This window comes from Paraglaciecola sp. QJM3NY_14, assembly GCF_056173245.1.
This window is the reverse complement of the sequence record NZ_CM149664.1, coordinates 4,850,344-4,876,677: the sequence shown is the minus strand read 5'-3', so window position 1 is coordinate 4,876,677 and position 26,334 is coordinate 4,850,344. Positions and strand designations below refer to the sequence as shown.

The following is a 26,334-nucleotide window of genomic DNA, read 5'->3' as shown; positions in this document are numbered from 1 at the left end:
TTTAATATTTAATGTGCGCTGTAAAGTACGGTTAGTTCGTCAGGTATAGACACTCCCGCTGGTAAATAACCCACTGCACCTGGATGAGTTTTAATATATTCGAGAATAGCGTGCTCTGTGTCCATTACTCTAGGTTCTCTCTTGCGGCCTGTGAAGCGCATCTGTGCCCAGTAAGATTGAATACGAGATTCCGTTAAACCAACTACTTTAGTATTAAATAGGACGCGAGTTTGGTTCTCAGGTGGTAATGCAACCGCTTCTAACTCATAAGGTAGCGCGCCGCCCATAAACAAATTGCGTACTTGTTGGCGATTTAACTGTATTTCTTTATTGTTGGTATTACCCACTACCACTAGTGACGTGTTGGCGCTGGCTTGAAACCCGAGAAGGGTACTTAAAAATAAAGAGAATAATAAGGTCTTCATCAGAACACCCACTCTAAGGCTAACTGGTACAACATGGCCTTCCCATCAAAGGAGCTGTCTCTACTAGTGAAGAGCCCTTCAAACCCATCTCTTTCTTTGAGCATTGTGGTTTCTGCCTTGAGGGATAAATTATCCTTCCAATCCCAACGGATTCCTGCTGTATAACTTACGGTGCTGTTGCTGCCAGTTTGACTCGTAACCTGCTGATAACCAAAAGCCAATTGGTCAAGTTGCGCATTAACCCCTATTGGTATTTCAGAAATAGACTGACTGTAGCGATTTGTATCACGAGAGAAAGAAACATAAGCGACAAACGGATAGAAGTTAACCCCCCCAGACACAAAATAACCATTTGTTTTAGGGGCAAGAAACAGGTCTACTGTTCTTAGCTTGACCAATTCAGTTTTGAAGAAATAATCGACATTTTCGTAAAAAGCACTCAACTGATAAAATCTACCTACGCCCTTCATTGATAGAGAGTCAGCACTATTGATAAATCCAATGGTCCGTAATGTATCGCTTAAATTTTTTATATCTTCTTGGATAACATCCGCATGGCCTCTGTGGTATGAGGCTCTAAACGTCCAACCTCCATACCCCACTGTGCCTACTATGCCGCGTAAGTTATCTATGTCTGTTTCAAGAGTTTGTCCGAGCGTCTTAAAGTCTTGCTCTATTCCGCCTATATACGCCTCTACTCCATATGAGATATTGCTTGCTACATATTCGTACTGTCCATGAAGACCGTCGAAGTTAGGGAATAAAAACTGACGATAGACTTGCTGCGGAAGTGACACCCAATTGTATGCGAAGCCCACATCTGAAAAATCACTGTAGCTAAATATAGGAGTGCGTTGACGTCCTAATTTGAATTGCAAAGCTCTGGTTGGCGCGTAAGTTAAATAAAGCCACTCAATACCTGAATCGTTGTCATCACCTGTACGCCCAATCACTTGTGCAGTTGCTGAAAGCTTGTCGATAATCTGATAATCAGCTTGTAAGCCAATAAGGGATTGCTGGCCTAAACTGATTTTGTTTTCATAACCATTAAATTCAGCATGTTCATCATCTAAATATCCTGCCACGACCCGAGCAAAACCAGATAACTGTATATCATCCTCGTCTGCATAGGCAAAAGTAGTCAACCCGCCAAATGCAACGGTAATTAACAATAGAAAATGAAGAAGCTTAAAAATCATGTGTATTTAATGTTCTTATCGTTAGCTTAACGGCGCCGAAATACTTCATGGCGGTGCGGTGTCAAAGGCATTGATGTATCAAATGCAAATGCTCATAGTGGTTTTTCGAAAAAACGTAGAGCGCAATATTTACCGTCACTAGGGATTAATTTTTCTCGAAAATAGTATACAGCACAGTCAATCCGTCTGGTAGTGAGATATTCGCTGGCAAATAACCAACTGAGCCTACGTTGCGTTTAATATACTCCAGCATCAATCTTTCATCACGGACCTCTTTCGGTTCGGCTTTACGACCAGTAAAGCGCATCTGTGCCCAATACGACTGAATACGCGACTCCGTTAGGCCGATAACTTTGGTGTTGAATATGACACGAGTTTGGTTCTCTGGTGGCAACGTTATGGCAATAAAATCATAACCAAGAGGTGTACCCATAAATAAATTACGCACTTCATGGCGACTCAACAGTATGCCCCGGTCTTGTGTGTTGGCAACAACCGTAATCGCGTTATTGGCAAAACAAATACGTCCACTTAAACTAATAAAACCAACAATAATGAGTAGAATTTTAATCAAAATACCCACTCCAGCGCAATTAAATACAACAACGCTTCTCGGTCAAACGCGGTATTTTTAATATCAAAAAATGCGCTTTCATTGTCAGCCCCTTTTATTAAACTAACTTCCCCTTTTAATGCTAAGCCTGGCTGAATATCCCAGCGCGTACCTAGGGTATACGCTTCAGAACTGTTAACAGGTAGCTGTTCAAATATATTCAAATAGTTATAAGACAGTCCATCTAATATTGGACTAAGGCCAGTCGGAATGTCACTGGCGGGTTGCTCGTAATCAGTGGTGTTCTTCGAGTACGAAATATAAGATGAAAACGGAAAGTAATTGTACCCAGTAGAAAGAAAATACCCATCTGTATCGGGCACAAAAATAAAGTCCGCCTTGATCCGATTCAGCTCTCCTCGAACAAAGTAATCTACTGTTTCGTAATTAGCGCTGAATTGAAATACCTCTGTTACCCCAGTTGTGGCCAAACTATCAGCGCTCTGACTGAAGCCCAGTTGATTGAGTAAGCCGCTAAATTGGGTTACATCATCTAACGTTACGCTTGTCGTACCTTGGTGATAAGACCCCCTTAGGGTCCAGTTTTTAAAGCTAATATGGCTAATTAATCCATGAAATCCTGTCGTTTTTGCTTCCATTTCGCGCTCAGAAACGACGACTTTGTCTTTGAAGTACCCCCAATAACCTTCAATGTTCATCACAAACAAGGTGCTTGGTATCTCGTAGCTTGCCATCACCCCATCAAAGTTGGAAAAAAAGTGACGGGGGTAGGTTTGTTGGGGCAATGTCGCCCAAGGGTAGGCGTATCCTACATCTATGACATCACTGTAATTTAGAAAGGGAGTGCGCTGGCGACCTAGCTTGAGTTTGAGGGTATTTGTAGGAGCGTAAGTTAAATATAGCCATTCAATACCTGAATCTCTTTGTTCGCCGCTGTGCCCTATCAGTTGTCCAGTTATTGCCAGGCTATCCATCATCTGATAATCGGCTTGCAACCCGATTAGGCTTTCATTATCAATACTGACGGAATTATCGTAGTTGAGGTATTCCGCATCTTTATCATCTAAATACCCCAAAACAACTCTGGCAAAGCCGGAAAATTGCAGTTTATCTGAGGTCTCCGCGTAAATTGGATGGGCGTTACAAAGTAAAGCCAAGCCGCACACCAATACAAAATTCCATAATCGCCAGGGCATATTCAACTAAGACCTTTACTATTTAAGGTTAAATAAAGTACCTAATAAACAAAGTACTATAGACGAGTTAAGAATCAAATAAATTTGCTTGAAAAGCTAGTATACAAAAGGATGACAAATTTATTGTTGTGTCATTATTAACTGCAAATTTTGATAAAGCTTTAGTTGACCGGGGTTTTATGACACTTCAATAAAGTGACTAAGGGATAAGTACCATCTTGATATGAAAGGTGTACTCAATTGCAAGCTCAGTTAATAACCACCGCTAGGGAATAGTATAAATTACCGTTAATTGTTCCGGAACATCCATGCCAGCAGGCAGGTACCCTGTCGCGCCAACATTGCGTAAAAGGAATTGCAGCATCGAGGTTTCGTTGTCAAATTCCCTAGGGGCGCGTTTGCGTCCCGTAAAACGCATTTGCGCCCAGTAAGATTGAATTCGAGATTCAGTTAGACCGATTATCTTAGTGTTAAACAGTACTCGGGTATGATTTTCTGGTGGTAGCGCCACCGCTTTTAATTGATAGGGTATGACGCCGCCCATAAACAAGCTTCGCACTTGCTGACGGTTAAGTTGAATGGATTGGTCGCCAGTGTTTGCTACTACCATCACGGACTGAGCAGCGTGGGTAGCCGTTGAAAACACGAAGTACCATAGGACAAGGCTAGCAAAATACTTTTTCACTAAAATACCCACTCTAGTCCAAACTGATAGAGAACAGCATGACCGTCGAAGCCACCTAAATCCCTAACGGCGTAGTCATTACTGATGGCGTCATTAGCTTCAACAAAGGTCATTTCAGCCTTGAGTGCCACGTTATACTGCCAATCCCATCGAATTCCTATTTTTGTTCCCTTAGACTCATCGTCTGGGAAGAGATCTAAGATGCCGAGATAAGTTGCTGCTAGTAAATCTAGCTCAGGTGATACGCCAAACGGGATCTCGTTGGCTAGATGCTCGAAGTGTAAGTCTTTTCTCCCATACGAGATATATACCGTATAGGGGTAAAAGTTATAACCCGCAGAGATATAAAAGCTATCAATATCAGCGAACAGCCCCCCAGCGCCAGTCATTTTGGTAACTTCACTGCGTAAAAAATAATCTAGATCCTCGTAATTAGCGCTGAGTTGATAGAATTGCAGCAACCCGTTTGCGTTTAACCAGTCAGCATTGTTTGTAAATCCGAATTGACGAAGTAATTGAGCGAATTGGGTAGCCTCGTCCTGCTCTATATCGATGTCTCCTTGACCATACGAAGCACGTAAGTTGAAGTTTCTATAGCTCACACTGGCGTTAACGCCAAAAAGCCCGATCACTTGGGTGTCTAAATCCTGGCTATCTAAACGTATTTCATCATCAAACCTGCCCCAATAGCCCTCATAGTTAATCTGCCAATCATTCAAGGTAAATTGATAATTAGCTAAAACACCGTCGAAAGTAGAGAAGAAAGCCGTGTCGTAAACTTGTTGCGGAAGGGTTAACCAAGGATAAGCAAAGCCCACATCGAGACTGTCGCTGTGATTAAAAAAAGGTATGCGTTGTCGGCCAAGTTTAACTTGTAAGGCGCTATTGGGGGAGTATGTGAGGTAGAGCCATTCTAATCCTGAGGAGCGCTGATCATCTGTATAGCCAACGACTTGCCCGGTAAATGCTATTTCTTCACTCAGCCTATAGTCTGCTTGTAACCCCAAAAGTGATTGCTGGTCGATACTGAGGCTGTTGTCATAGCCTACATACTCAGCATTCTCATCATCAAGGTAGCCCATTATCACTCGGGCAAAACCAGAAAATTCTAGCGGGTTTGGCGTGGCTGCGTTGGCCAAAGAAGTACTCAGGGTAAATGAAAGACAGACCACTAAAGCACGCAATACAACAATATCCATATGGTGGTTACTCTTACATTAAAATTTTTATACTGTTTTGCACTTTGGGTATTTTAAATACGAAAAACGCCAACGAAAACACTAAGATACTGCTTTAGTTCGTTTTTTAAATCGCCTTCCATTAAATCATTTTCAATCCCGCATTGCATTGATAATGCACGCAATAATCTATCAAGGTTACTCCTTTTAGATATGCGTATGACAATTTACCGAACCGTGTACAAAACAGTCAACTCATTAGGCACTGATATCCCTTCAGGCAAATAGCCTACAGCACCAGCATTATTGATTAGATATTCTAACATTGACTGCTCGTTGCTAAATTCTCTTGGTGCTTTTTTACGTCCGGTAAAGCGCATTTGTGCCCAATAGGATTGAATACGTGATTCTGTAAGGCCTACCACCTTGGTATTAAACAAAACGCGCGTTTGGTTTTCCGGCGGCAAAGCGATGGCATCTAAGTCATAAGGTAAAGCGCCACCCATAAAAAGGTTGCGTACTTGTAGACGATTCAGCTGCAAGGACTTATCTGAGGTATTGGCCACCACAATAATCGCTTCAGCGGCCTTCAATGAGGGGGTCAACACCAGCGCGCATGTGACAAATAGAGCGAGGAATTTTCTCATTAAAATACCCACTCCACACCAAACTGATACAAGATTGCGCTGCCATCAAAGTTGCCTAAATCTTTTAATGCAAAGTCGTTACTGACTTTATCAGCATGTACATAAGTCATCTCGCCTTTCAAAGCGACATTGTAACGAAAGTCCCAACGAAGACCGATTTTTGTTCCTTGGCTTTTATCATCAGGAAAGCCCGCAAGCACAGATTCATATGTGGCGGCGAGTACGTCTAAATCGGGGGAAATGCCGTACGGAATTTCATTCGCTGGGTGGTCATAATATACGTCGCGTTCACTGTAAGAAATGTAAATGGTATAAGGATAAAAATTGTAGCCAGCAGAAATATAAAAACTGTCGATATCAGGAACAGGGCCACTTTCACCCACCATTTTCGCTACTTCACTGCGTACAAAATAATCTAGGTTCTCGTAGTTGGCACTTAATTGATAAAAGCGTATCAAGCCATCTGGGTTGAGGGTTTCAGCACTTTGGGTAAAGCCAAATTGATTCAGCACTTCAACAAACTGCGCCGCACCAGGTAGAGTGAGGTTGGCATTGCCTTCGTTGTAGGCCGCTCGAAACGTCCAACCGTTATATGCCGCACTTGTATTAAAGCCGTACAACCCAGTCACTTGGGTATCAATTTCACCACTTGCTAAATATATTTTGTCATCATAACGCCCCCAGTACCCTTCAAAATTCATAACCCACTGAGCAAAAGAGTATTCATAGTTCGCCAGCACACCTTCGAAAGTTGAAAAGAAAGCGGTGTCGTAAAACTGCTGGGGCAAGGTCAGCCAAGGGTAGGCAAAGCCAACATCTAAACTATCACTGTAGTTAAAAAAGGGAATACGCTGTTTGCCCAGCTTAATGCGCAACGCTTTGCTGGGGGTGTAGGTTAGGTAAAGCCACTCTAGCCCTGAGGCGCGTTGCTCACCCGTGTGGCCAATGACTTGGCCAGTAAGGGATAGTTGATCGTTAAAGGTGTAATCTGCTTGTAGCCCAATCAGTGATTGCTGATCTAAGCTAACACTGTTGTCATACCCAACATACTCAGCGTCTTTGTCGTCTAAATAACCTAAAACCACCCGAGTAAAACCAGAGAACTGCAGTTTATCTTCTTCTTCGGCTTCGGCGTAATGTGCAACGCTGGGGAGCAATAATGAAATAAGTAATACGAATGTGTTAGCTGTTTTCATGAAGCAGGTAATTAGCTCATTAAGGTTGTGAAATGAAACATCTTTATAGTAAAAGTACTAGAGCATCGCCTAGTGTCAAACTCTTTTGAGAGAAAAAATGAGCTGCGTCAACGCCTTTTACTTAGTGAGATGAGTGGTTAAATCGACACTTTCACTACGTTGATAATATTTCCCCATCGTTAAGGCTGGCACGGCGTGAAGAAGCTTTTATTTTCAATTATTTATATCGGCACAGTGATAGAGTTCATAAGCGTTAATACATGCTGCATTAGCCTAAAGTACTAGTCTGGGATACAGCTGATGTCAGAAAAACGGTGTGTGGAACCTTGAGACTCCCCGACTGATAAATGCGAATTACTCATAACGTTTTTTGCCCACATCTGTTGCTTGTCAGCGATTCAAGATAGGCTATAGCCCAAATTCGTCAGTTGTAAGCAAAACCACATGGAGCTTTTTAGCAGTGAGCTGGTCAGCCCAGCGCTCTCCTTATTTTTAATTATTCTTGCGGGTTTCACCTCATTTTTAACCGCCGCGATGGGAGCAGGTGGCGGGCTATTGATGCTGGTGGCTATGGCGTCTTTTATGCCAATGGCCGCGGTTATTCCGGTTCATGGGCTGGTGCAACTTGGCTCGAACGCCAATCGCATGTTGCTTACCTACCGTTTTATTGACATCAATATGCTGAAGTATTTTGCTGCAGGTGGGCTTTTGGGCGCATTGATGGCGTCATTTGTGGTCAGTGATTTACCGCTCGATTGGATGAAGTTAGTCGTAGGCGTGTTCGTGCTATTTCTATTGTGGGGCAAAAAACCCAGCATTAAAGAGTCCAGCCCATTTGGCAAAGCAATGGCCGGGCTTGTCACTACGTTTTTATCTATGTTTGTGGGCGCAAGCGGGCCATTAGTCGGCAGCTATCTGCATACCAAAGGCTACGACAAAATGCGTTTTACGGCCACGTTCTCATCCAGCATGACCATGCAACACACCCTAAAAGCACTCGTTTACGGTGTGGCAGGCTTCGCATTTTGGCAATGGTTGCCCTTGGTTGTGGCTATGATCGCCGCAGGTGCTGTAGGCACATGGTTGGGCCTAAAATTACTGCATAAAATACCCGCCGCGAAGTTTCAGCGCTTGGTGCAAATTGTGCTATCTGTGTTATCCATAAACCTGATGTGGCAAGCGGTACAGGTATTGTTTTTATCATAGTGAAAGACGATTACGCCAAGTACTCAGCTGTGTCGCTAGCCTGAGCTCATCACTTACTAGAGCGCGCGCGCATGAAATGGATTTTTTTGCGCCTTGCTAATAAGTGATCTTTGGGGCAATGTAGCTCGCCCAATATCCAGCCACCTTGGCCACCTTGGCCACCATCGCCGGTTTTTATGTCACTTGCCGCATAAACGGTGTCGCAGAGTTTACAATGCACTTGCCCTTTACCTGCTTCAATCATGTCACTGGCGATATACTCAAAACGATCAAAAGAAGTGGGCACCACATTACACACAAAAAGGGTGGGGTCGTAGGTGCGCAGCCAGCGATGAATATAGTGCTCTTGGGTGTTTGGGAGCCTAGGCGTGTTCACCCAAGAGATAGTATCATCGCTGTCATTCGCGTTATCGTAATCGCTCGATTCGCTGCTGTCTTGCTGACTATCTTCATCACTGAGATTAACGCTCTCGTCATCGCTGTCGCTGACGCTGGTATCCAAGGAAACCGGCTTAGGGTTTAGCCTATCAAAAACCACAGGTAACAAATCAGCCATTTCAAAAATAAAGCGCCCATCAAGTCTTTCACCGTAAATATCTGTGCCCTTGTACATGATATGCGAGCCACACTGGGGCAGTGCATCTACGAACGTAAGCCATTCTTGATGTGCCCTCTGGGCTTCAAGTGGGGCATTGCGGGCGCTGTTTTTCACTATGTCAGGGTCAACCGGTCTTGGCTGAGGCATCACAAACTCAGGTAGCGTGATAAAGCGCGTTTTGTCTGCGCTTTTAAACCACTTCCAATACAGCACAGGCCAAACAAGAATATAAGTACCGGCCCGCAACAACATGAGGCTCGGTGACGCAGGGCGTTCCACCCTGTCTTTGTAAAACCACCAAAACCCGGCAAAAACCAAAGCAGAAAATATCCCAATCAAAAGATAAAACATAAGATAAGTCACAGTGTTGTTACTCCTTTAACGTACTGAAAATCCTGAGATTAGTATTCTTTATACAGTTTCTTACCCACCTAGTTGGAAATAATCAAACAATTTAGATGGTAAAGGCTTGTGAAGCTTCCAAGTTACATTCATGGGGGCCTCACCTTGATGCGTTTGATAATCTAATTTACCAAGATAATAAAATGGTGATGCGGTCCCTGCTGTTAGTTTATTTTTTCTAACAAAAAGATGAACGTTCGAGTGCCTTTGGATTGCAAGACCTTTAGTGCTTTCACTGCGGGTACGGCCTTGACTTTGCCAATGGAACGTTGATGGATCGACAAAATAGTCATGGTATTGGTGTTCAGCTGCTTTACCTTGTTTATTGAGTGTGACCAATAAAAATTGTTCCTCACACCCTTTAGGTCTTATATGGCCTGCTTCCCATAAGCCTTTGTTGAATTCTAAACCAAATATGGGAGGAATACTTTGGCGCATAAACTCACGGTGAATAAATATATCGGCAGGGTCAATTACTGATTTAAGGAACGCTAATGGCTTCATTTCCTCATTTGCAGCCATGGGCTCATAATCTGGGTTTTGAGCAATAAGCTGATATTGTTGATCGCTTGATTTAGATATGTTTCTTAATAAATACTGATCGTCACCTGTCATGTCATAACGTTCAATTGCAACTGTTTTTCCACTTATGCTGCCAGCGTGTTCGGGACTAAAGAGTTCCAGTAACAGTAAATCCCCGTGCTTAATCGGGTGTTTTCCACCATTCATTGAGTCGCCAGTCGCATTCGCTACGAAATGCTTAGTGGGATCTAACTTACCATATGATTCAGGCACATCAACGGTTTCAATAATTTCGTGCTCGCTACTTTTAAAGTGACCGCACGCAATTTTTAAATCAGTAAAATAGGGAATCGATTGTTGCGAAGATACGTCGAGCTCAAATATATTTGGAGCACTTCTCTCAGACGCTTGTGTCTTAGCACTCAAGCGTTGCTCGTACTGTAGGAAACGATAATTCACTAGTTCTTGTATCATTACTGAAAACACAGCCTGCGTATTTGCAGCTATTTCAAATAATGTTTGGAATTCGTTATCTTCAACTGCGAAAAAGGATACGGTGGAATTACTATTCCCTCCGATCCAAGCGTTTACTGGGTTATTTCTCCAGTAACGCGCCCACTTAACCCCATCAATTTCAGTTTTATTCCTGAATTCATCTGGGATATCTACTTGCAAAAGAGGGTGACGTTTAAATATCTGGAATGAGCGTACAGCCAAAGAATCCAATGGCGTTGGATTCGTAAAACCTTCTAACTCGAGCATTGCTTCAAGTAGAACAAGCTTAAATGATTTGGTTAGTCTAGTTGTTTCTACTTCCAATAGGAATGGTTGAAGGCTACTGAAAATAAGCCCCTCAGTATGCGTCAAGTCTTCTTGGTGTTGAACAAATGCAAACCAGCTCCCGTGCTCATTGCGCACACGATCAACAGCTCCGCCTGCATGGTAAAACTCAGATAAAGATGGCCTTCTGCCTAAGGATTCTTTAAGGCCTAGGTATACATCAATTTGAGTGTCAAAATTGTTATCTATTAATTGCTGTAAAACGTCTATCGCGGATAGCTCTATGTTAACAAAGCAGCCTCTTGGTAACTGTAATGCGCCACTCTTCAAAGTGGAAATAAATGCTTTTCGAGCATCGTTTGTGCTCCCTAATTTGAAAAGTGAGTCAATTTTTCGGAAAAAACTGATGTGGTTCCCGATGAAATCTAAAATAACTAAATGTTCTTTATTTGTTTCGTTAGATTTACGTAATCCCCTTCCTAATTGCTGTAAAAAAATAATTTTTGAATCGGTAGGGCGTAACATCATTACGGTATCAATTGAAGGGAGGTCTACTCCCTCATTAAATAAATCAACTGAAAAAATTATATCTATCACACCAGCTTTAAGCTGGTCGAGTGCGACATTTCTAGGCATTTTAGAGTTACTGTGCACCGAAACAGCTTTCACACCATTTTGTATGAAGTAGGCGGCCATAAAGTCGGCATGCTTAGTCGAAATACAAAAACCTAGCGTTCTACTCTGTTTGTGTTTTTTCCAATATTTTAAACTGTGTTTTGCACGGCCGGTAGTAGCTAATTTGTTCTCAAGTTGTTCTGGATCAAACTTCCCATTGCGCCAGCTGATTTCTTTGTAATCAACAATATCTTTAATGCCTCTATAATCGAATGGACATAGAACTTCGGATTCAATTCCTTTAAATAAATCGTATTCAAATACAAGATTATCATCGCAAAGTGAGTATATATCTGACTGGTCCGTTCGCTCAGGAGTTGCGGTTAACCCGAGCATAAAGTGAGGGGTAAAATATGACAGTAATTTCTGGTAGCTATTCGCAGAAGCATGATGGAATTCGTCGATAACAATATAATCAAAATCATCTGGGAGAAATACTTGCAAATGCTGCTTTTTACCTAGGGTTTGAATTGACGCAAACAATAGATCGACGTTTTTTTCTTTGGACGTTCCAGAGTATCGGCCAATTCTCCGATTTGGGAACATTTTATTAAATGTTTTCTCAGCTTGATCTAATATTTCTTCTCGATGTGCAACAAACAAAATTCGTTTTGCACTTATCTGTTGAGCGTCGAATGCTGATAACCAAGTTTTACCCGTTCCAGTAGCCATTACGACCAAACCACGTTGGTATCCATTTGCTCTTGTTTCGTGAAGAGCAGTTAAAGCTTGTAGCTGAATTAAATTTGGTTCTGGAGTCGCCTCAAATTCTTCATTCTCAGAATCAGCGATCAATTTGACTGGGAGTGTTTTCGGGATCCGGTCTTCATATTTATCAATCCAATCATGACTTAATTGTACGCAGCGAGGTTCAACGAATAGATTTTCATATTGCATTTGAACCGCCTTAAACTTCGCAGGTTCAGCGCTTAGAGCAATACTGAGGTTCCACTCGAGTCCATCTTGTAAGGCCGATTTTGATATATTACTCGAGCCTACAAAGGCACAACCTTCAATATCTGGAGTATTAGTATTTTCCAAAAAAATGTAGGCTTTCATATGAAAGCTTTGTTTTGCTTTAGATTCAAAAACCTTAATTTGAGCGCCACGGGATTGAAGTAATGTTAACTGACGCAGCGCTCTTGGTTCAGTAATCCCCATGTAGTCACCGGTTAAGACCCGCACGTCCGAACCACGCAAGAGTGCATCCTCTAACGCTGAAAAGATTAGGTTCAAACCAGATTGGCGAATAAATGCAGCTGCAATACTAATAGAGGAAGCATAATTAATCGCTTGCAATAAGCTTGGTAGGAAAGGGTCATTCCCCCCTACGGTGATATGCCTATCTGGAAATGCGCTCATATCAAGCCTCAACCTTACGACATAAAATATTTACCCAGACTTGAACTGAACTTCGAAGTGGTTTTGTTTCTTCCCAACACTCGATGACCTCAAAACCATCGTGGTTTTCAATTAGAGATACCAAGTTGGAGGTTGTGTAGTTATTAAAGAAGCGCCCTTTAGAATCGGTAGATTCGCTATCTCCGTGTTTGAAGGAGGCATATAGAATTCCGTGGTTCACAAGTGAACGATGAACGTTAGTTAATACATTTGATATTTGGGTTTTGGGGCAGTGCAGCAAACTAGCGCATGCCCATACTCCATCAAATAGGTTATGAAAATCAAGATCTTGAAATAGCTTGACCTGTACCGGTTGGTTTATACGTTTTTCTGCAATTTCCGCTAGGCTAGGACTTCCATCAACAGCCGTTACGATAAAACCTAAATCTATGAAGTTGGCAGAGTCACGCCCTGCTCCACAACCTAAATCCAATATATGCGCGTTTGCAGGAAGTAAATTGAGGAAATTTGAATATAAATTACTTACGTCTATATCTTGGGTTTCATTGGCATAGGGCTGAGCAAATTGCTCGTAATACTCAGTAAGACTAACGATTGATTTGTACGCTTGGACAAGTGGGATATCAGCCTCCGCCCAATCGAGAAAATCTAATTCAACAATTGAAAGCCACTTAATTTGGTCATGATCGTTGAGTTGTATTTGACCACTTACATGCTCTACTTGATAAGCCATAAGGTGAATAGTTTTACTTCCGTAAGAATGATAATTATCGCCTACGTAGTTAACAATACGTGTATCTATTCCGAATTCTTCTTTGAGTTCTCTAACTAAGCAGCTTTCAGTAGTTTCGTTTGGCTCGACTTTTCCCCCCGGGAATTCCCACAGACCAGCCAGATGAAGCCCCGGCTTCCTGCGTGCGGCAAGAACTCTGTTATTTTTAACTATTATTCCGGCAGAAACTTCAATAGTAGATGGCATGAAAAAACCGTTGTCCTTAACTTTAATTTCTTTCCTCCAGGTTAACTTATTTCATTTTTTGTTGCTAATACAATGAGTTCAATAATTTTCACACTTACTAAGTGGATTCAAAAAATGGTTTGCTACTCCACTACGAGAGGAAAGTTGCGCTTAAAATTTACTAATATTCAAACTATTCTAGAGATATACCAATCGTCTCAATTGCATACTTAATTTACCGTGATGAACATTAATGCTGACTCTAATGCTCTGACATAATCGATGCTCTCAATGTTGTTTTACAGGATGTATTTGAGTGAGAATACTAATTTTGATCGCTTTTTTTGTTGCGAGCGCTAGCGTAAATGCAAAATGTGATTACGAGAAAGAGCGAGCTGATTACTGGAATGAGCAACTCAAAGAAAAAGTGACGGAGAGAAGAAGGGAACGACATCGCGAGGCTAAAAACGAATTTTAGCCTGTTTGCGTGTTGATAAGAGTGACAAGTCAGCTAGCAGTAATGCTAGCTCGAGTTACTTTACTAATAACGGTCAGACTTCAATGTATAAATCATCAAACAACTATCGCCAAAAAAGCTATCCCAAGGCAATGAATGTACAAGTTTCCAATTACGTTAATTTTGAAGGGAAGAAAAAATTGGCGTGGCAGCAATACTTTAAAGAATCACCTCAGTGCTTGTACAACAGCGGCGACATGAAGGTGTTTGTCGCTTGCTCGAAAATTCGCAAGCGAGAACTGAACACATTCAACGCTAGATGGAATGATAAGACAGGCCAATTAAGACCAGTGGAGTAGCTTCATACTTCAATGTATACAAAAACAACCTCAACCCAAGACACGCTGGCACAGAATAATACCTGCGATCAGCGCAATCGCTGCGGAGCCGGGTGCGACTATCAAGCGTTGCCAGTTTGGATGATTGCGCCATCTTGCGAGTAATATAAATGCGACAAGTATGATCGCCAATTGAGTGAGTTCAACACCAATATTGAAGCTGACGAGGGCTAACACTAGACCTTGTGAGGGGAGCCCGAGTTGGCTTAAAGCGGAGGCGAATCCTAGGCCGTGTATTAGCCCGAATAGGATAACGATGATGAGTCGCCACCACGGGCTGGGTCGCCAAAATATGTTTTCAACCGCGACCCAAAGTATTGATAAAGCGATGATAGGCTCGATGATACTCGCCGGGATCGCGATAGCCCCAAACGCCGCTAAGCCAAGTGTTACCGTGTGGGCAATGGTAAAGCCGGTGATCCAAATCAGCAGGTAACGTACTTGGGTGATCCCCAAAAATAAACCGAGTACGAATAGGGCGTGGTCCCATCCTTGGGGGATAATATGAATAATGCCTTGCCACACATAATGTAGCCATTCGCTGTCGTTTTCACTTTGCTGGATGCGTTGGTGTGGTTTTAGATTTTCTGGGTGTAAGGCGAACGTTGGGCTTTGTTGGTCGCGCACCAGCCAGCGGTTTAGGCTTCGGCCGCTTGATACTTGTGTGATACTGATAGCGATGGGCTCTTCAAAACTAAACTTGCCAGTGAATTTGGCGCGTAGCTGCGCCGCTGAGCCCTTTGGTGCGCTGGGTAGAGTTGCAGTAAATACAAACTGGGTCATAGGCCAGCTGAGATCAGACATAAATTCATCTTGTGATAGGTCGCTAGGTAAGTCTATTTGGGTGAGTTGCCAATTCAGCGGTTGTTCGCCAAGGGTGATATCACTCGCGGAGATTAACTTTTGCGCCAAAGCGCGAATATTGGGGGCGTTTAACGGCGCTGTGCTGCGGGATAATTGGTAGTAGGCTTCACTGCTGCCGGTTTCTTTGGTTAGATCGACTGTAACCTCAAGGGATGCATTGTGCTCGTCAATTTGGCTTAAGGTGACGCGGGTCATGTTGAGTAAATGCGCCTCCGCCGTTGGCGCAACTAGGGCTGCTAACAACAAAAGTATTATTAGCCCTGCTTTCCCGTTTAGCCCTTTTAGCTGGCAAAGTGCAGGGTTGCTGGGTGTGTTGCGCTGCATCATCACCAAATAACGGGGTGGGTTTCGCCAGTCGTGACGTTCACTAAGCCGCCTGGATTACCTTCGTAAGGGGCGACGAGCTGCCACTTCCACGGTGCGGCAGTTAAAAATGCAAAGCGCATACGCTCGGGCAAGCCGGGCATGCCAATCCATTGCATGTTGTCGGCTTGTTGTTGTAGGTGCTCCATTTCTGCTGCGACTTCGGTGACTGGCCTTGAGGTCATCAAACCGGCAATGTCCAATTTTACCGTGGCCACGACTTTGCCTTCTTTTACCAGTGCCCAACCTCCGCCAAGGTTGGCGACGGTATTGGCGGCCAGTGCCATGGCTGCGTCGTTATTGCCGACACTCCATATATTATGTAAGTCGTGTGATTGAGAGCTAGCGAGTGCTGAGTTAGGCGTTTTAGGGCCAGCATTTTGCCAAATCATTTTAGATACTGCGGCGGTGCCGTGGTAGCGGTCTACCACCGCCACTTTTATAAGGTTATTGGCGGTATCTGCATCTATTGTACCTTGCGCCGAAACGGGCAGGGTTTTGGTGATGAAATCAGGCTTAAACCAGAAAGGCTGCAACACCGCAGCTTGCACGCTTTCTTTGCCTTGAGGGGCGTGAATAGCGAAGTCTTCTGGGGTTAAGGCGCGGCCCACATTCATGGTTTCGGTTAGCCATTGTGGGTAATCAATGTCAGCGATAGGCAGTTGGTATTCATCCTTAATGCCTGCTAATAGGCCATTGGCATACACTCGTTCAATTGCCACGGTTTCTGGATTGCTCAGTAACACGATATCGGCATAGCGACCGGGGGCGATTGAGCCTACTAAATGGTCGATATTAAAGTGGCGCGCTGTGTTGTAGCTACCGAGTTGGTAGGCAATTTCGGTGGGAACGCCGCGCTGAATAACGTTGCGAATGTTGTAATCCATCGAGCCGAGTTGCAAGGTGGCGAACACATCTCTATCGTCAGTGGTGACGGATACATTACTCCAATCTTGTAGGTTCATTTCGAGCAGTTTGGGGAGCAAAGTATCGAATGCGGCGTGTTTCACTTCTAAAAATATACCCCGGCGCAGCTTTTCAATGCCTTCTTCGGCTAGCCTGACTTCATGGTCAGAGGCTAAACCAGCGGCGGCAAAGGCGCTGATATCAGTTTGCGAGGTTAGGTTCATACCGTGGCCTTCTACTACGCCGCGGTTATCGTAGGTAGCTTGGATCATCTCCCAAATACGTTGGTGACCACCGTTATCGGCATTGATAATCGCTGACCAGTCCATGACTTCACCTAAAGCAACCACGCGCAAGTCTTGCTGCATAAAGTCACTCATTTCTTGATAGCCATAATAGCCACCGCCTGATTCATAAACGGTAGGCGGTGTGGCTGAGCCAATGGCCGGGAATATTTTTAACGGGCTGCCTGCTTGCTCGGCGGCTAGCCAAAAGTCGACGTTGCGGGTGCCAATGACATTCGACACCTCATGGGAGCCTTCTACTGTCCATGTGTTCCCTTGGGGAATGACCAAGGCGGCTTCGTATTCAGGGGTTAAATAAGAACTTTCAATGTGTTTATGTGACTCGCCAAAGCCAGGCACGGCCCATTGTCCGTTAGCATCAAATTGCTCTGTTACTTGGCCTTGCCATGTGCCGGTATCGCCAACCCAAGCAATGCGGCCTTTGGCAATAACAATATCTTGCTTGGGTATCCATTCTTGGGTGAATACGTTTAACAGAGTGGTGTTGCTGATGAGCAAATCTGCTGGCTCGCGCCCTAGTGCTACTTGGGTTAGAAATTGACGGGTTTTAATTTCAGGGCTGAATTCAATATCACTTTGGGTTTTATCCTGTGTTTCGTTCGCTGTTTTATTGGGGGGCGTTGAAGGGGAGCACGCGGTGAACAACAAACTGCCTAAGCCGAAGAGGCTCGCGGTAAAAACCAAACGAATAGTAGGTGTCACGGTTATCTCCTGAATTAAAACGCACTAACAACGGGCTGAGGTGGCGAATATGCACCATAGATGCCAGAAGTTGACTATTTGGACAGGTTCGCGTAAGCCTAGGGAATTAGCGCCTTGATGACCCTGACTAGTTTGAATGAGGTCAGGGGATTTGCACTAAATTAAGGCAAAAGAAAGCAAGACACCCATCTTAATGCACTATAGCTAATACATAGTCTCTAGAGACCCCAGGTATTATTGGGATTAAGGATTTACAACATTAACGGTTGCTAACGCTTAGCTTTGTTCGTCGCTTTTGTCCGCGAAAATAAAAGAGAGGTTTCTTGGCTCACCCTATGGATTAAATACTGACTGTTGATATAAATGAATCCGTGTCGTTGAAAATGCCAGTTAAGGGGAAAGCTGTTTGGTTTTAGCTTTGGATTGTATTAACATTCCCCGCCAATAAAATACTACATGTTAGAGCACTACATGAGTCAGTTTGCAGTTATCGGGTTAGGTCGTTTTGGGTTGGCGGCGTCAATAGAGTTGATGCGTCTAGGGAACTCAGTTATCGGCGTCGATTCAGACTCTAAGTTGGTGAATACGGTATCTGAGCAATTGACGGTATCGGCCATTGCTGATGCCACTGATGAGAGCTCACTGAAAGAGTTGGATATCGGCTCCTGTGATGCGGTGCTGGTTGCTATTGGTGAGAGCCTTGAAGCTAGTATTTTATGTGTTCTATTACTTAAATCACTTAACGTAAAAGAGATTTGGGTAAAGGCGACGACTAAACCTCATCATATTATTCTGACTAAGTTGGGTGTGTCTCGGATTATTCACCCTGAAGAAGAAATTGGCGTGCGTGTCGCTCAGTCGCTTAATTACCCTATGATGAACCAGTACATGCCCATTGGTAATGGCTTGTTTATTGTTGAGGTTGAAATCAAATCACACCATCCAGATATGTCGGTTAAAAAACTACTTAGTAAAGCCGGCAAAGACATTGAGCCTATGTTGGTGCGCCGCAATAGCACTATCATCAAACACATAGATGGTGACTTTCAATTAGCCGTGAAAGATTCACTCATATTAAGTGGCTCTTTGGCTGCGTTGAAAAAGATAGCGCCTGAGTTCTATGCTAAATGAAGCCTTGGGATCCGAATGTTAAACCCTACAAGTTAGCAAAACGCCAATCGAAGCTTCATATCCAGTTAAGCCCTCCTGCTGTACTTTTTCTAGGCTTTATTCTACTGATTTTTGTTGGTGCAGGGTTGTTAATGCTACCTATAGCGTCGACCGTTCAAACCCCCTTTATCAAAGCCCTTTTCACGGCGACCTCGGCTGTTACTGTAACAGGCTTGGTGGTACTGGACACGGGGACACACTTCACCACATTCGGCCAGATAGTTATTGCTGGCTTGATACAGGCCGGTGGACTGGGGTTTATGACATTTGCCGTCGTGGCGGCTATCAGTTTGGGCGCACGCCTAGGCCTAAGTCAGCAGATATTGATGAAAGAAGCACTTGATCAAACGAGTATGGAAAAGGTCGTGCAAACGGCCAAATTTGTTTTGTGTTACTCGTTTGTGATTGAGCTGGTGGGCTTTGTATTATTAACCCTCGTTTGGCTTGAGGAATACGGACTGAGAGAGTCAGCTTATCAAGCGTTCTTTTACACTTTATCGGCCTTTAATAACGCGGGTTTTGCTTTACGGAGTGACAGTTTGTCGGCCTACTCGGCGAGTGTTTCGGTCAATATGATTATTACTGCCTTGTTTATAATTGGAGGTATCGGATTCGCTGTATTGATTGATATCAAAACGAATAAACGCTGGCGCAAATTGAGTGTGAATACGCGTATCGTGTTGTTGGCCACACTAACCATCAACCTAGTTGCCTTTTTTCTAATTTGGTTGCTAGAGGCAAATAATCCCGCCACTTTGGGCACATTGCCCGTGGCCGAACAAGCTTTAACGGCCTGGTTTCAAGCAGTAACACCTCGTACTGCGGGTTTTAATACCCTACCTATCGAAAATTTAACTGACGCGAGCACAACGTTAACTATTTTACTGATGTTTATTGGGGGAGGATCTTTAAGTACGGCAAGTGGGTTAAAGCTGGGTACATTTATCGTATTGATTATGACAACTTATACTTTTTTACGTCGTCGTACGCAGGTGACTTTGCTTAATCGCACTATACCTCAGGTGCAGGTGCTTAAAGCGCTTTCGTTAGCGATCATTTCTATTGGTATGATCTTCATCAGCATATTTATTCTTACAGCGATTGAAAATGCCCCGTTTCTAGATATTGTGTTTGAGGTGGTTTCGGCACTCAGTACGGTAGGATTGTCTCGAGGTTTAACTGGTCAACTTAGTGACACTGGCGAAATTGTCATTATTTTTATGATGATAGTCGGGCGTGTAGGGCCATTAAGCTTTGCGTACTTTATCGCGACACCTAAGCCGCGCAAAGTGCAGTACGCAGATGCTGAAATTCAGGTAGGTTAAAGGTAAGAGCCCTATATTTTTTGTTCATCTGAAAAGATTCACACGCCATTACTGATGACTTGTTTTTTGTTACTTCATCTGTGAATGCTCAAAAAGGAATTATCAGGACACCCATGTTAAGGGCGTTGTATTTTTGCTTAGAATCTGCCTCTCAACTGGTGTTTTTTAGTAAACTTACGAATGGTAATTCTTATAAATCACTCTGTACCAGTTACATTTACCTCATCTCATAAAAAACTTATTACTTTTATATCAATAGCTTAGGTTGGGCATCAAGCTTGCTTACTGAGATACTTATTCATGTGAAAACGGTAAATGACAATGATTGATCTGGCCTATTCGGTTTACACGGCGTTCTATTTATATTTAGTGATGCTACTAGTGCAGTGGGCGGTCGCGACGTTTAGTAAGGCTAAGCAGCCAAATGCGATACCTGGGAAGATAGATGAAAACTTATCTCACGACAGTTTTGTGTTCAGAGCGCATCGTACTTTCCAAAACACCTTAGAGAACAGCGCCCTATTTGTCGGCACGGTGCTTTTCGCGTTTACTCTTAATTTACAAAGCCCAGTATTTGCCGTTTGTGTGTGGGTGTATCTAGCCGCTAGGGTAGTGCATATGGTGTTGTACTACGTGATTTCGACAGAGAAAAACCCAAGCCCACGTACTTACTTCTTCTTGATTGGCCTGTTGGCAAATGTGGTGATGTTGGTCTTGTTAGGGTTAAGACTCATTTAGCGACAGCCCTTGGTCGTGGCTCGTTTGCATGTCACCCAAGTTAATGCCGATAACAAGCAAGGTCTTCGAGAAATGCGCCCGTCTTTGAGCGCCTTGGGCTCTTCGGCCGCTCTTTTCGACCGGGCCTTGCAAAACTTCATACCTAGTGATTGATTTACATACTTAATATCAAGGCTGATATCATTGATATCAGCCCGCTGTATTTGGCATACTCCTAGCCATTTATTCTTCCCTAAAACCCCAAAAATTCACCAATGGCTATTTAACACTTTGATTTGCAATACATTTTTAAGTGTTATAGTTTATTCGCAAATATCGATAAAAATGGAATTTTTGGTGATTTCGCGTCAATCCTCTCTGCTATTTGTGCTTGGTCTTTGTTCGGTTTTAATTGTGTCTGGTTGTGCGGTTGATAAACGACCTGAGGCGTACTCGAATGCGATAGCGGTAAGCAGTGCCTTTCCGGCTCATGGTAGTTCACAACCTCAATATGCTGCTCTTCAGTCGGCGTTACTCAATCGAAACTTACTCGTTGCCGATAACGGCGAGGTATTACCTGTGATGAAGAGCATGTGCGAAGCTGACATGCTGTATCGTATTACGAGCACCAACTTGCCGGGCTATGTTGGTCGGCATCAAGATTTGTTCGCGGGTTTCTACCTTGATGTAGCATTGGTGAACGGCAGTTGGAAGGTGGTCAGTTCAGATAATGACTTTACCCAGTTTACTAATGCGTTTGAGCTGAGTTTGTTGGCCAACGTGCTAATGCCACGGGTGACGACAAGTGACATGTTTATTATTCGCCCCCAGCCGGATATTAGCGCCAAGGCGTTGAGGGAGTTGCTGGCCTCGGTGCAAAGCCTATTGCCGGTAAAGCGTACGCGATTTGTGGTCAAAAACGCATTGGCTAAGCAAGTAGAGCAAGCTGGATTTAAGGCCGTGCTTGAGCACGCCACGGCCAAACACTGGTACCTAGGGGATACCTTAAGCACCAGTGCGGCGCAAGATCGTACCTTTTTTGCTATCAATACTAGCGCTAATGCCGAGTTGGCGGCGTTTGCCACCAGCAGCCAGCCCCTTATGGCGTGTATGCAAGCGCATAACTTTGTGCCGCCCCCAAGCAAAAAATTCAACCCAAAATCAAAAACCACAGACTTACCCAGCGTAGTGAGCGTGTTACCGAGCAACGCGGATTTTAATCAATTAAGCAAGCAACAAAAGCTGTTTAGTACGGGCAAGTACCTCACTATAAACGGTGATGTGTTGAAGTACGCTACTTATCAAAAATTGCAGGCGAGCAGCCGCTGCAGTCGCCTAAGCCCTAGTGATCCTTTGTACAAGTATTGTGAAGACAGAAAGCAAGACGTTAGCGCAGACTTTAAACGCCGAAAAGCCACCATGAGAAAGCAGGGTTAGTCATGTTACGTAAGCTCTCTGGTCAGATGAAAATACTGGTGTTACTTGGATTATTCGTGGTGTACGTATGCCTTGAATTGTCACTCAATTTACTGCTAATTGATATGTACGCTAAGCCACTTCAGGATGTATTTGGTGAGCACCACCTTACCGCTGAACGTTTAGAATTGTTTGGCCGCACGCTGTCAGGCTTTGGTTTGGCGCTGGGTATTATCTCGTTTGTACCCGGGCATGTGTTCAATTTTTTAGGTGGGGCGAAGCGCACCGCACAGACCGGCGACGAACATGCTATTAGCAAACAAGGTAAGTGGCTGTTTAGACCGGTCGCCTTTGTGTTGCTGTGGGCGTTGATTATTCCATTTTTGCGTATCGCGATTGATGCCACCGTGGATGGCACCTCAAACGAGAAGAAGCTCAGTGCCGTGCGGGCGATTGTATACAAAGAGGCGTATTTGGCTGAGTCGGTAACGATTGAGGGCTTCCCTGAATTTGATGAAATAGTCAGTGATCCCCAGCGTAAAGATTTGGTGGTGGCGCTTATTCCGTCTTTGGCGTTTTTCTCAGGTGGGTTTAATCACTTAATTGAGTCTAACCTGCAGAACATGGCGGATGTGTTTTTACAAAATCGCCAAGAAGAGGCCTTCAGTAAAGAAGCGTTACCGCGTATTCGTGAGTTTGATGGTGTGTATAAAACCGAGTGGAGCAAATACAACAAAGCCACACAGGAATACGCCCAAGCAAGTCGACGTGAGAATAATTACGCCCTGATTGAGCAAGAGCGTACCGAGCTATTAAATAAAGCTAATGAGCGGATCAATCAGCACTGGCGCCTCTTTTCAGATGAATTATTAAAAGCGGATGACTTTCGAAAAGATTACGCCGAGAACGAGACCATTGTGGGCGTATATCGGGATTTGCGGAATAAGTACCAAAGCTCGAAGTGTGACCGTGAATGTCGTCAGTTTTATAAAGCCGAGTTCGCTAAGTATTTGACTAACTTGACGTTTGAATCGGGTGAGCGATTCGGGGTTTACCTTACAGCGGATGACGCGAATTTAACCAAATTGCTTAAATCCAAATATCAGTTGATGGGTATGTTTACCCGAGGACGCCGTGCGTATTTGTACCGTGCGTATGGGATTTCTGAGGACATGGAGTACGAGCAATACACCCAGTCACAGGTCGCCACGAATTTGGCGATTGCCTTATTTAAAGAAAATGATGTGCATGTACCCCAAAACTGGAACATGCAAGACATGCGTGCGCTGCGCCAAAGTATCACCCAAAAATATCAAGGCCGAGCGCAAGCACTGTGGGAGAACTATCAAAACAGTTCGAAGTTTGGTGGCGTGCCAGAGAAAAACTTAGATAGAGTCGACTTCGCCCGTTTGTACGAAGTAGAAGTGATGGCCAAAGTCATACTCGGCCCGTATTACATGGAAAGCTTTACCCCTAGCATTGCCGAAAGCCGTTACAAGAAGATGTGGCTGGATAGCCAAGACAATATTTCGTTTATTCAGATGGTGACATCGACCGCAGCGACGGCGGCATTTTCACCCGGTGGTAGTATGTTTCAGCTGGGTAAAGACGCGGTGAAATTAGCGGTGATCCCGCCGGTGAGTATAGCGGCAAGCTTGGTGGCGATCTTCTTGTTGTTTATCAAGCTGGGCATGTATTTGTGGGCGCGCAGTAAAGTGTATTTCGTGGTAGCCATGGGGCTAGGCGTATTTGCGTTCGGCATGCCTGTGGGTAAATCGGTGATGGGCGAGAATTCGTATCACGGCATGATGGTCGCGTTTGCTAATGAATTTAGCGATGTGGATACCTTCGATAAAACCTTCACTGTTGGTTTTGGTTATGTACTGGATTTAGAGAATGGTATTTTCAAAACCTATCGAGATTTAGACGTGGTCAATGCCGTAGCACGCGTGGTGCATCAAAAACGACCGCGTGATGAAAACGGGCAACCGATAGCGCTACCAGAGCCAAGTGAATTTTCACTGCGCGCCTACGATAACTTTGCCTATTCCATTTTAGATTTTACCCCTGACATGTTGGGTTTAGGGGAGGTGACTTCGCCGTTTAACAGCAATATCACCGTTTTAAAGCAAGACATGAACGTGGGCGCTTATTTAGGTGTGCGTTTAGAAGATAAAAAAGTGGCAGAAGTACGCATGCCTAACTTTATGCAAGGCACCGACATCGGCCTGCTGGCCGAGCAGCGATTGTTTTATCAGCCGGATTGGCAGGCGTTGGCGCTGGAATATATTTCAAATGTGGACGACCCATCATATTGGTTGCAGTTGGCCCAAGGGGATGTAGCAAAAGAAACCTTGATGCAACGCTTAGAGCGTAACATGGCTACGTACCTGAACAATACGCCAAGTACGCTGGCATTGCTAAATAACTTAAATGAGAAAGGCCAGAGTAACTTAATTTTGCTAGAGCTTGAGCGCAGCAAAAAGTACCGCTGTTTTGTGCTGGGCACGGTGACCGCGCAGATGATCAGTAAATCAATTGAAAGCAATCATATTGCCTATGAAGAACTACCGAATTGTAAGGCCAAAATATGAAAAGTAAGGTTACGGGTTTCGTAAAAGAATGGATAGCAGACAACTTGATACTGCTGGTATTGATGATAGCGATGTTTGCAGGCATGCAATATTTATATTACCAAGAAAGCCAAGCCCTGGGCAAAGCTGCTCAGCAGGTTGAAGTACTTAAATTGAAAATATCATTGACGATGGAACAACAAAAATGACCGAGCAAACCAAAGCCCCTTTTATCTCATTCAAGTTCGACGTAATGACATTCATCGCCTTGTGCGGTGCTATGTACTTAGCGTACACCGCTCACAGCGCGAACATGGAAAACACCGCGAAACTCAGCTCATTATTAAGCAAGTACGAGCAAACACTCGACGCGGCTATCGCGGGTGATGAAGTCACGCTGAAACGCTATCGCAGCAACATCAAAAAGACGTTGGATTCACTGTCACCCAAAGAACGCGAACTGATGCTGGCGCTGTTAAAGGTGGATGCCCAAAGTAAAGGCTAAGACGAAAACTAACCACAGGGCGAGAGAGCTGGTTCAGAACGGCAATCAGTTGTGAGGACTTTCGGGTGTGCTTTCGGTTGGGCGGGCGCGTGTGCTTTCGGGAGGACGGTCGCGTGAATTTTCACGTGGATTTTCACACTACTGCAGACCACAAATAGCAGCCATAAAAATACCCCAGCATCAAGGATGCTGGGGTATTTGCATTATTGCTAATTTAAAACAGCAAGGATGATGTTTTAAGCGGTGCTTTTCTGTAAAGCGCGCATCTGATCATGGTTACGCTTCATATCAGTTAATACTTTATTTAGCGCCATGGTACATGCTGCAGGTTGGTCTTCTTTAAGCGCCTCGCGCAGCTCAGCAAGTATTTTGTCTTCCACTTCTTCAAGTTGACTCACGAATGTGTGGTCACTGTTAGAAGTGAGTGAGCTGATGACTTTGGTGTACATATTTCTAATATCTACAGCGACCGCGCTGTCGTCTTCGTAGTCGCCATTTTCAGCTACGGCGAAGGGCTGCAAGGTAGTGATGGCAGCTTGCTTGTCATTAATCATTTGCTGGAAAACAGTTTTGATACTCTGAGATTCCACTTTCTCTGTGGCGTCTGAATAGAACTCGATGCCGCCGTTTAGTACTTTGATAATAGAGGAAACTTTTTCAACATGATTTGGATTAGACATAGAATACTCCTTTATGAATTAACGTTTTGTGACCACAAAATTAGTTTTGCGCCACCTTGTTACTCTCTATGTTTATGTTGCAACGCCCATACCACGTCGCAGTGCTTTTTACGTTAAGGCTAAAATATATTGAATTTATTTTTTATTGTTTAAAATCAGTGCTTTATAGGTTGTTTTTGAATGGGTGTTGCGTGCTTTAGTGCGAAGGGTTAAGCAATTTTTAGGTATTGTTTTTATACCAAGTAAAGATTGCATTTACGGTTGAATAAAGTACTCGTGTATTTGCTTTTACTGCTTGAGTGTTAACTGCTTAAATTTTAGAGTGTTCGGCGTGCTGAGGCGTGTTTACG

The 26,334-nt window shown here is 43.9% G+C and carries 24 protein-coding genes; 10 read left to right on the top strand and 14 right to left on the bottom strand.

The window, feature by feature from the left end; translation table 11 throughout:
* Nucleotides 1-8 precede the first annotated feature (8 nt).
* From AC0VYA_RS20890 to AC0VYA_RS20855, 8 genes are all read right to left on the bottom strand, one after another.
* On the bottom strand, nucleotides 9-425 hold the full coding sequence (locus tag AC0VYA_RS20890; RefSeq protein WP_475489552.1) for a hypothetical protein: 417 nt from the start codon (nucleotides 423-425) through the stop codon (nucleotides 9-11).
* On the bottom strand, nucleotides 425-1,624 hold the full coding sequence (locus AC0VYA_RS20885; protein ID WP_475489551.1) for a hypothetical protein: 1,200 nt from the start codon (nucleotides 1,622-1,624) through the stop codon (nucleotides 425-427). Before AC0VYA_RS20885 ends, AC0VYA_RS20890 begins: the two co-directional genes overlap by 1 nt.
* 145 nt (nucleotides 1,625-1,769) lie before the next feature.
* Nucleotides 1,770-2,198 (bottom strand): hypothetical protein, encoded by a 429-nt coding sequence (locus AC0VYA_RS20880; protein WP_475489550.1) that lies wholly within the window; start codon nucleotides 2,196-2,198, stop codon nucleotides 1,770-1,772.
* On the bottom strand, nucleotides 2,195-3,394 hold the full coding sequence (locus tag AC0VYA_RS20875; RefSeq protein WP_475489549.1) for a hypothetical protein: 1,200 nt from the start codon (nucleotides 3,392-3,394) through the stop codon (nucleotides 2,195-2,197). Before AC0VYA_RS20875 ends, AC0VYA_RS20880 begins: the two co-directional genes overlap by 4 nt.
* A 265-nt stretch (nucleotides 3,395-3,659) precedes the next feature.
* Nucleotides 3,660-4,079 carry a hypothetical protein gene (locus tag AC0VYA_RS20870; protein WP_475489548.1) on the bottom strand — a complete coding sequence of 140 codons (420 nt, stop codon included), beginning with the start codon at nucleotides 4,077-4,079 and terminating at the stop codon, nucleotides 3,660-3,662.
* Nucleotides 4,079-5,278, bottom strand: a complete 1,200-nt coding sequence (locus AC0VYA_RS20865) for a porin (RefSeq protein ID WP_473476853.1) — start codon at nucleotides 5,276-5,278, stop codon at nucleotides 4,079-4,081. Before AC0VYA_RS20865 ends, AC0VYA_RS20870 begins: the two co-directional genes overlap by 1 nt.
* 206 nt (nucleotides 5,279-5,484) lie before the next feature.
* On the bottom strand, nucleotides 5,485-5,904 hold the full coding sequence (locus AC0VYA_RS20860; protein ID WP_475489547.1) for a hypothetical protein: 420 nt from the start codon (nucleotides 5,902-5,904) through the stop codon (nucleotides 5,485-5,487).
* Nucleotides 5,904-7,100: a hypothetical protein gene (locus tag AC0VYA_RS20855; RefSeq protein ID WP_475489546.1), complete on the bottom strand. Its 1,197-nt coding sequence runs from the start codon at nucleotides 7,098-7,100 to the stop codon at nucleotides 5,904-5,906. The genes AC0VYA_RS20860 and AC0VYA_RS20855 overlap by 1 nt, the downstream gene beginning before the upstream one ends.
* Before the next feature lie 444 nt (nucleotides 7,101-7,544).
* Between AC0VYA_RS20855 and AC0VYA_RS20850 the strand changes: the two genes are divergently transcribed.
* Complete coding sequence (locus AC0VYA_RS20850; protein ID WP_475489545.1) at nucleotides 7,545-8,306, top strand: sulfite exporter TauE/SafE family protein; 762 nt, start codon at nucleotides 7,545-7,547, stop codon at nucleotides 8,304-8,306.
* Nucleotides 8,307-8,355: 49 nt separating this feature from the next.
* Here the strand turns inward: AC0VYA_RS20850 and AC0VYA_RS20845 are convergent, their stop codons facing one another.
* From AC0VYA_RS20845 to AC0VYA_RS20835, 3 genes are read right to left on the bottom strand one after another with little or no spacing between them, the layout of a single operon-like run.
* Nucleotides 8,356-9,267 carry a hypothetical protein gene (locus tag AC0VYA_RS20845; RefSeq protein WP_475489544.1) on the bottom strand — a complete coding sequence of 304 codons (912 nt, stop codon included), beginning with the start codon at nucleotides 9,265-9,267 and terminating at the stop codon, nucleotides 8,356-8,358.
* Nucleotides 9,268-9,327: 60 nt separating this feature from the next.
* Nucleotides 9,328-12,645: a DUF3427 domain-containing protein gene (locus tag AC0VYA_RS20840; RefSeq protein WP_475489543.1), complete on the bottom strand. Its 3,318-nt coding sequence runs from the start codon at nucleotides 12,643-12,645 to the stop codon at nucleotides 9,328-9,330.
* Nucleotide 12,646: 1 nt separating this feature from the next.
* Nucleotides 12,647-13,624 carry an NUDIX domain-containing protein gene (locus tag AC0VYA_RS20835; RefSeq protein ID WP_475489542.1) on the bottom strand — a complete coding sequence of 326 codons (978 nt, stop codon included), beginning with the start codon at nucleotides 13,622-13,624 and terminating at the stop codon, nucleotides 12,647-12,649.
* Nucleotides 13,625-14,164: 540 nt separating this feature from the next.
* On the opposite strand from AC0VYA_RS20835, the gene AC0VYA_RS20830 reads away from it, so the two are divergent.
* Nucleotides 14,165-14,419: a hypothetical protein gene (locus AC0VYA_RS20830; RefSeq protein WP_475489541.1), complete on the top strand. Its 255-nt coding sequence runs from the start codon at nucleotides 14,165-14,167 to the stop codon at nucleotides 14,417-14,419.
* A 30-nt stretch (nucleotides 14,420-14,449) separates the two neighbouring features.
* Here AC0VYA_RS20830 and AC0VYA_RS20825 read toward each other — a convergent pair whose 3' ends face one another.
* Entirely contained in the window at nucleotides 14,450-15,517 is a 1,068-nt protein-coding gene (locus AC0VYA_RS20825) for a HupE/UreJ family protein (RefSeq protein ID WP_475489540.1), read from the bottom strand.
* Here AC0VYA_RS20825 and AC0VYA_RS20820 point away from each other — a divergent pair.
* Complete coding sequence (locus AC0VYA_RS20820; protein ID WP_475489539.1) at nucleotides 15,516-15,659, top strand: hypothetical protein; 144 nt, start codon at nucleotides 15,516-15,518, stop codon at nucleotides 15,657-15,659. The two genes, AC0VYA_RS20825 and AC0VYA_RS20820, sit on opposite strands and share 2 nt — an antisense overlap.
* Here the strand turns inward: AC0VYA_RS20820 and AC0VYA_RS20815 are convergent.
* On the bottom strand, nucleotides 15,649-17,598 hold the full coding sequence (locus AC0VYA_RS20815; protein ID WP_475489538.1) for an adenine deaminase: 1,950 nt from the start codon (nucleotides 17,596-17,598) through the stop codon (nucleotides 15,649-15,651). The two genes, AC0VYA_RS20820 and AC0VYA_RS20815, sit on opposite strands and share 11 nt — an antisense overlap.
* Before the next feature lie 471 nt (nucleotides 17,599-18,069).
* On the opposite strand from AC0VYA_RS20815, the gene AC0VYA_RS20810 reads away from it, so the two are divergent.
* The 7 genes from AC0VYA_RS20810 to AC0VYA_RS20780 all read left to right on the top strand — a co-directional run bounded on the left by AC0VYA_RS20810 (nucleotide 18,070) and on the right by AC0VYA_RS20780 (nucleotide 25,304).
* A complete protein-coding gene (locus tag AC0VYA_RS20810; protein WP_475489537.1) occupies nucleotides 18,070-18,729 on the top strand; it encodes a potassium channel family protein in 660 nt (219 codons plus the stop codon).
* The gene (locus tag AC0VYA_RS20805) at nucleotides 18,726-20,093 is read left to right on the top strand and encodes a TrkH family potassium uptake protein (protein WP_475489536.1); all 1,368 of its coding nucleotides are present in this window, start codon (nucleotides 18,726-18,728) and stop codon (nucleotides 20,091-20,093) included. Before AC0VYA_RS20810 ends, AC0VYA_RS20805 begins: the two co-directional genes overlap by 4 nt.
* 321 nt (nucleotides 20,094-20,414) lie before the next feature.
* Entirely contained in the window at nucleotides 20,415-20,831 is a 417-nt protein-coding gene (locus AC0VYA_RS20800) for an MAPEG family protein (protein ID WP_475489535.1), read from the top strand.
* A 336-nt stretch (nucleotides 20,832-21,167) separates the two neighbouring features.
* On the top strand, nucleotides 21,168-22,247 hold the full coding sequence (locus AC0VYA_RS20795) for a hypothetical protein (RefSeq protein ID WP_475489534.1): 1,080 nt from the start codon (nucleotides 21,168-21,170) through the stop codon (nucleotides 22,245-22,247).
* Between the two features lie 2 nt (nucleotides 22,248-22,249).
* Entirely contained in the window at nucleotides 22,250-24,820 is a 2,571-nt protein-coding gene (locus tag AC0VYA_RS20790) for a hypothetical protein (RefSeq protein ID WP_475489533.1), read from the top strand.
* Nucleotides 24,817-25,008 (top strand): hypothetical protein, encoded by a 192-nt coding sequence (locus AC0VYA_RS20785; protein WP_475489532.1) that lies wholly within the window; start codon nucleotides 24,817-24,819, stop codon nucleotides 25,006-25,008. Before AC0VYA_RS20790 ends, AC0VYA_RS20785 begins: the two co-directional genes overlap by 4 nt.
* Nucleotides 25,005-25,304: a hypothetical protein gene (locus AC0VYA_RS20780; protein WP_011576786.1), complete on the top strand. Its 300-nt coding sequence runs from the start codon at nucleotides 25,005-25,007 to the stop codon at nucleotides 25,302-25,304. The genes AC0VYA_RS20785 and AC0VYA_RS20780 overlap by 4 nt, the downstream gene beginning before the upstream one ends.
* Before the next feature lie 236 nt (nucleotides 25,305-25,540).
* Here the strand turns inward: AC0VYA_RS20780 and AC0VYA_RS20775 are convergent, their stop codons facing one another.
* Entirely contained in the window at nucleotides 25,541-25,984 is a 444-nt protein-coding gene (locus AC0VYA_RS20775) for a ferritin-like domain-containing protein (protein ID WP_011576785.1), read from the bottom strand.
* Nucleotides 25,985-26,334 lie beyond the last annotated feature (350 nt).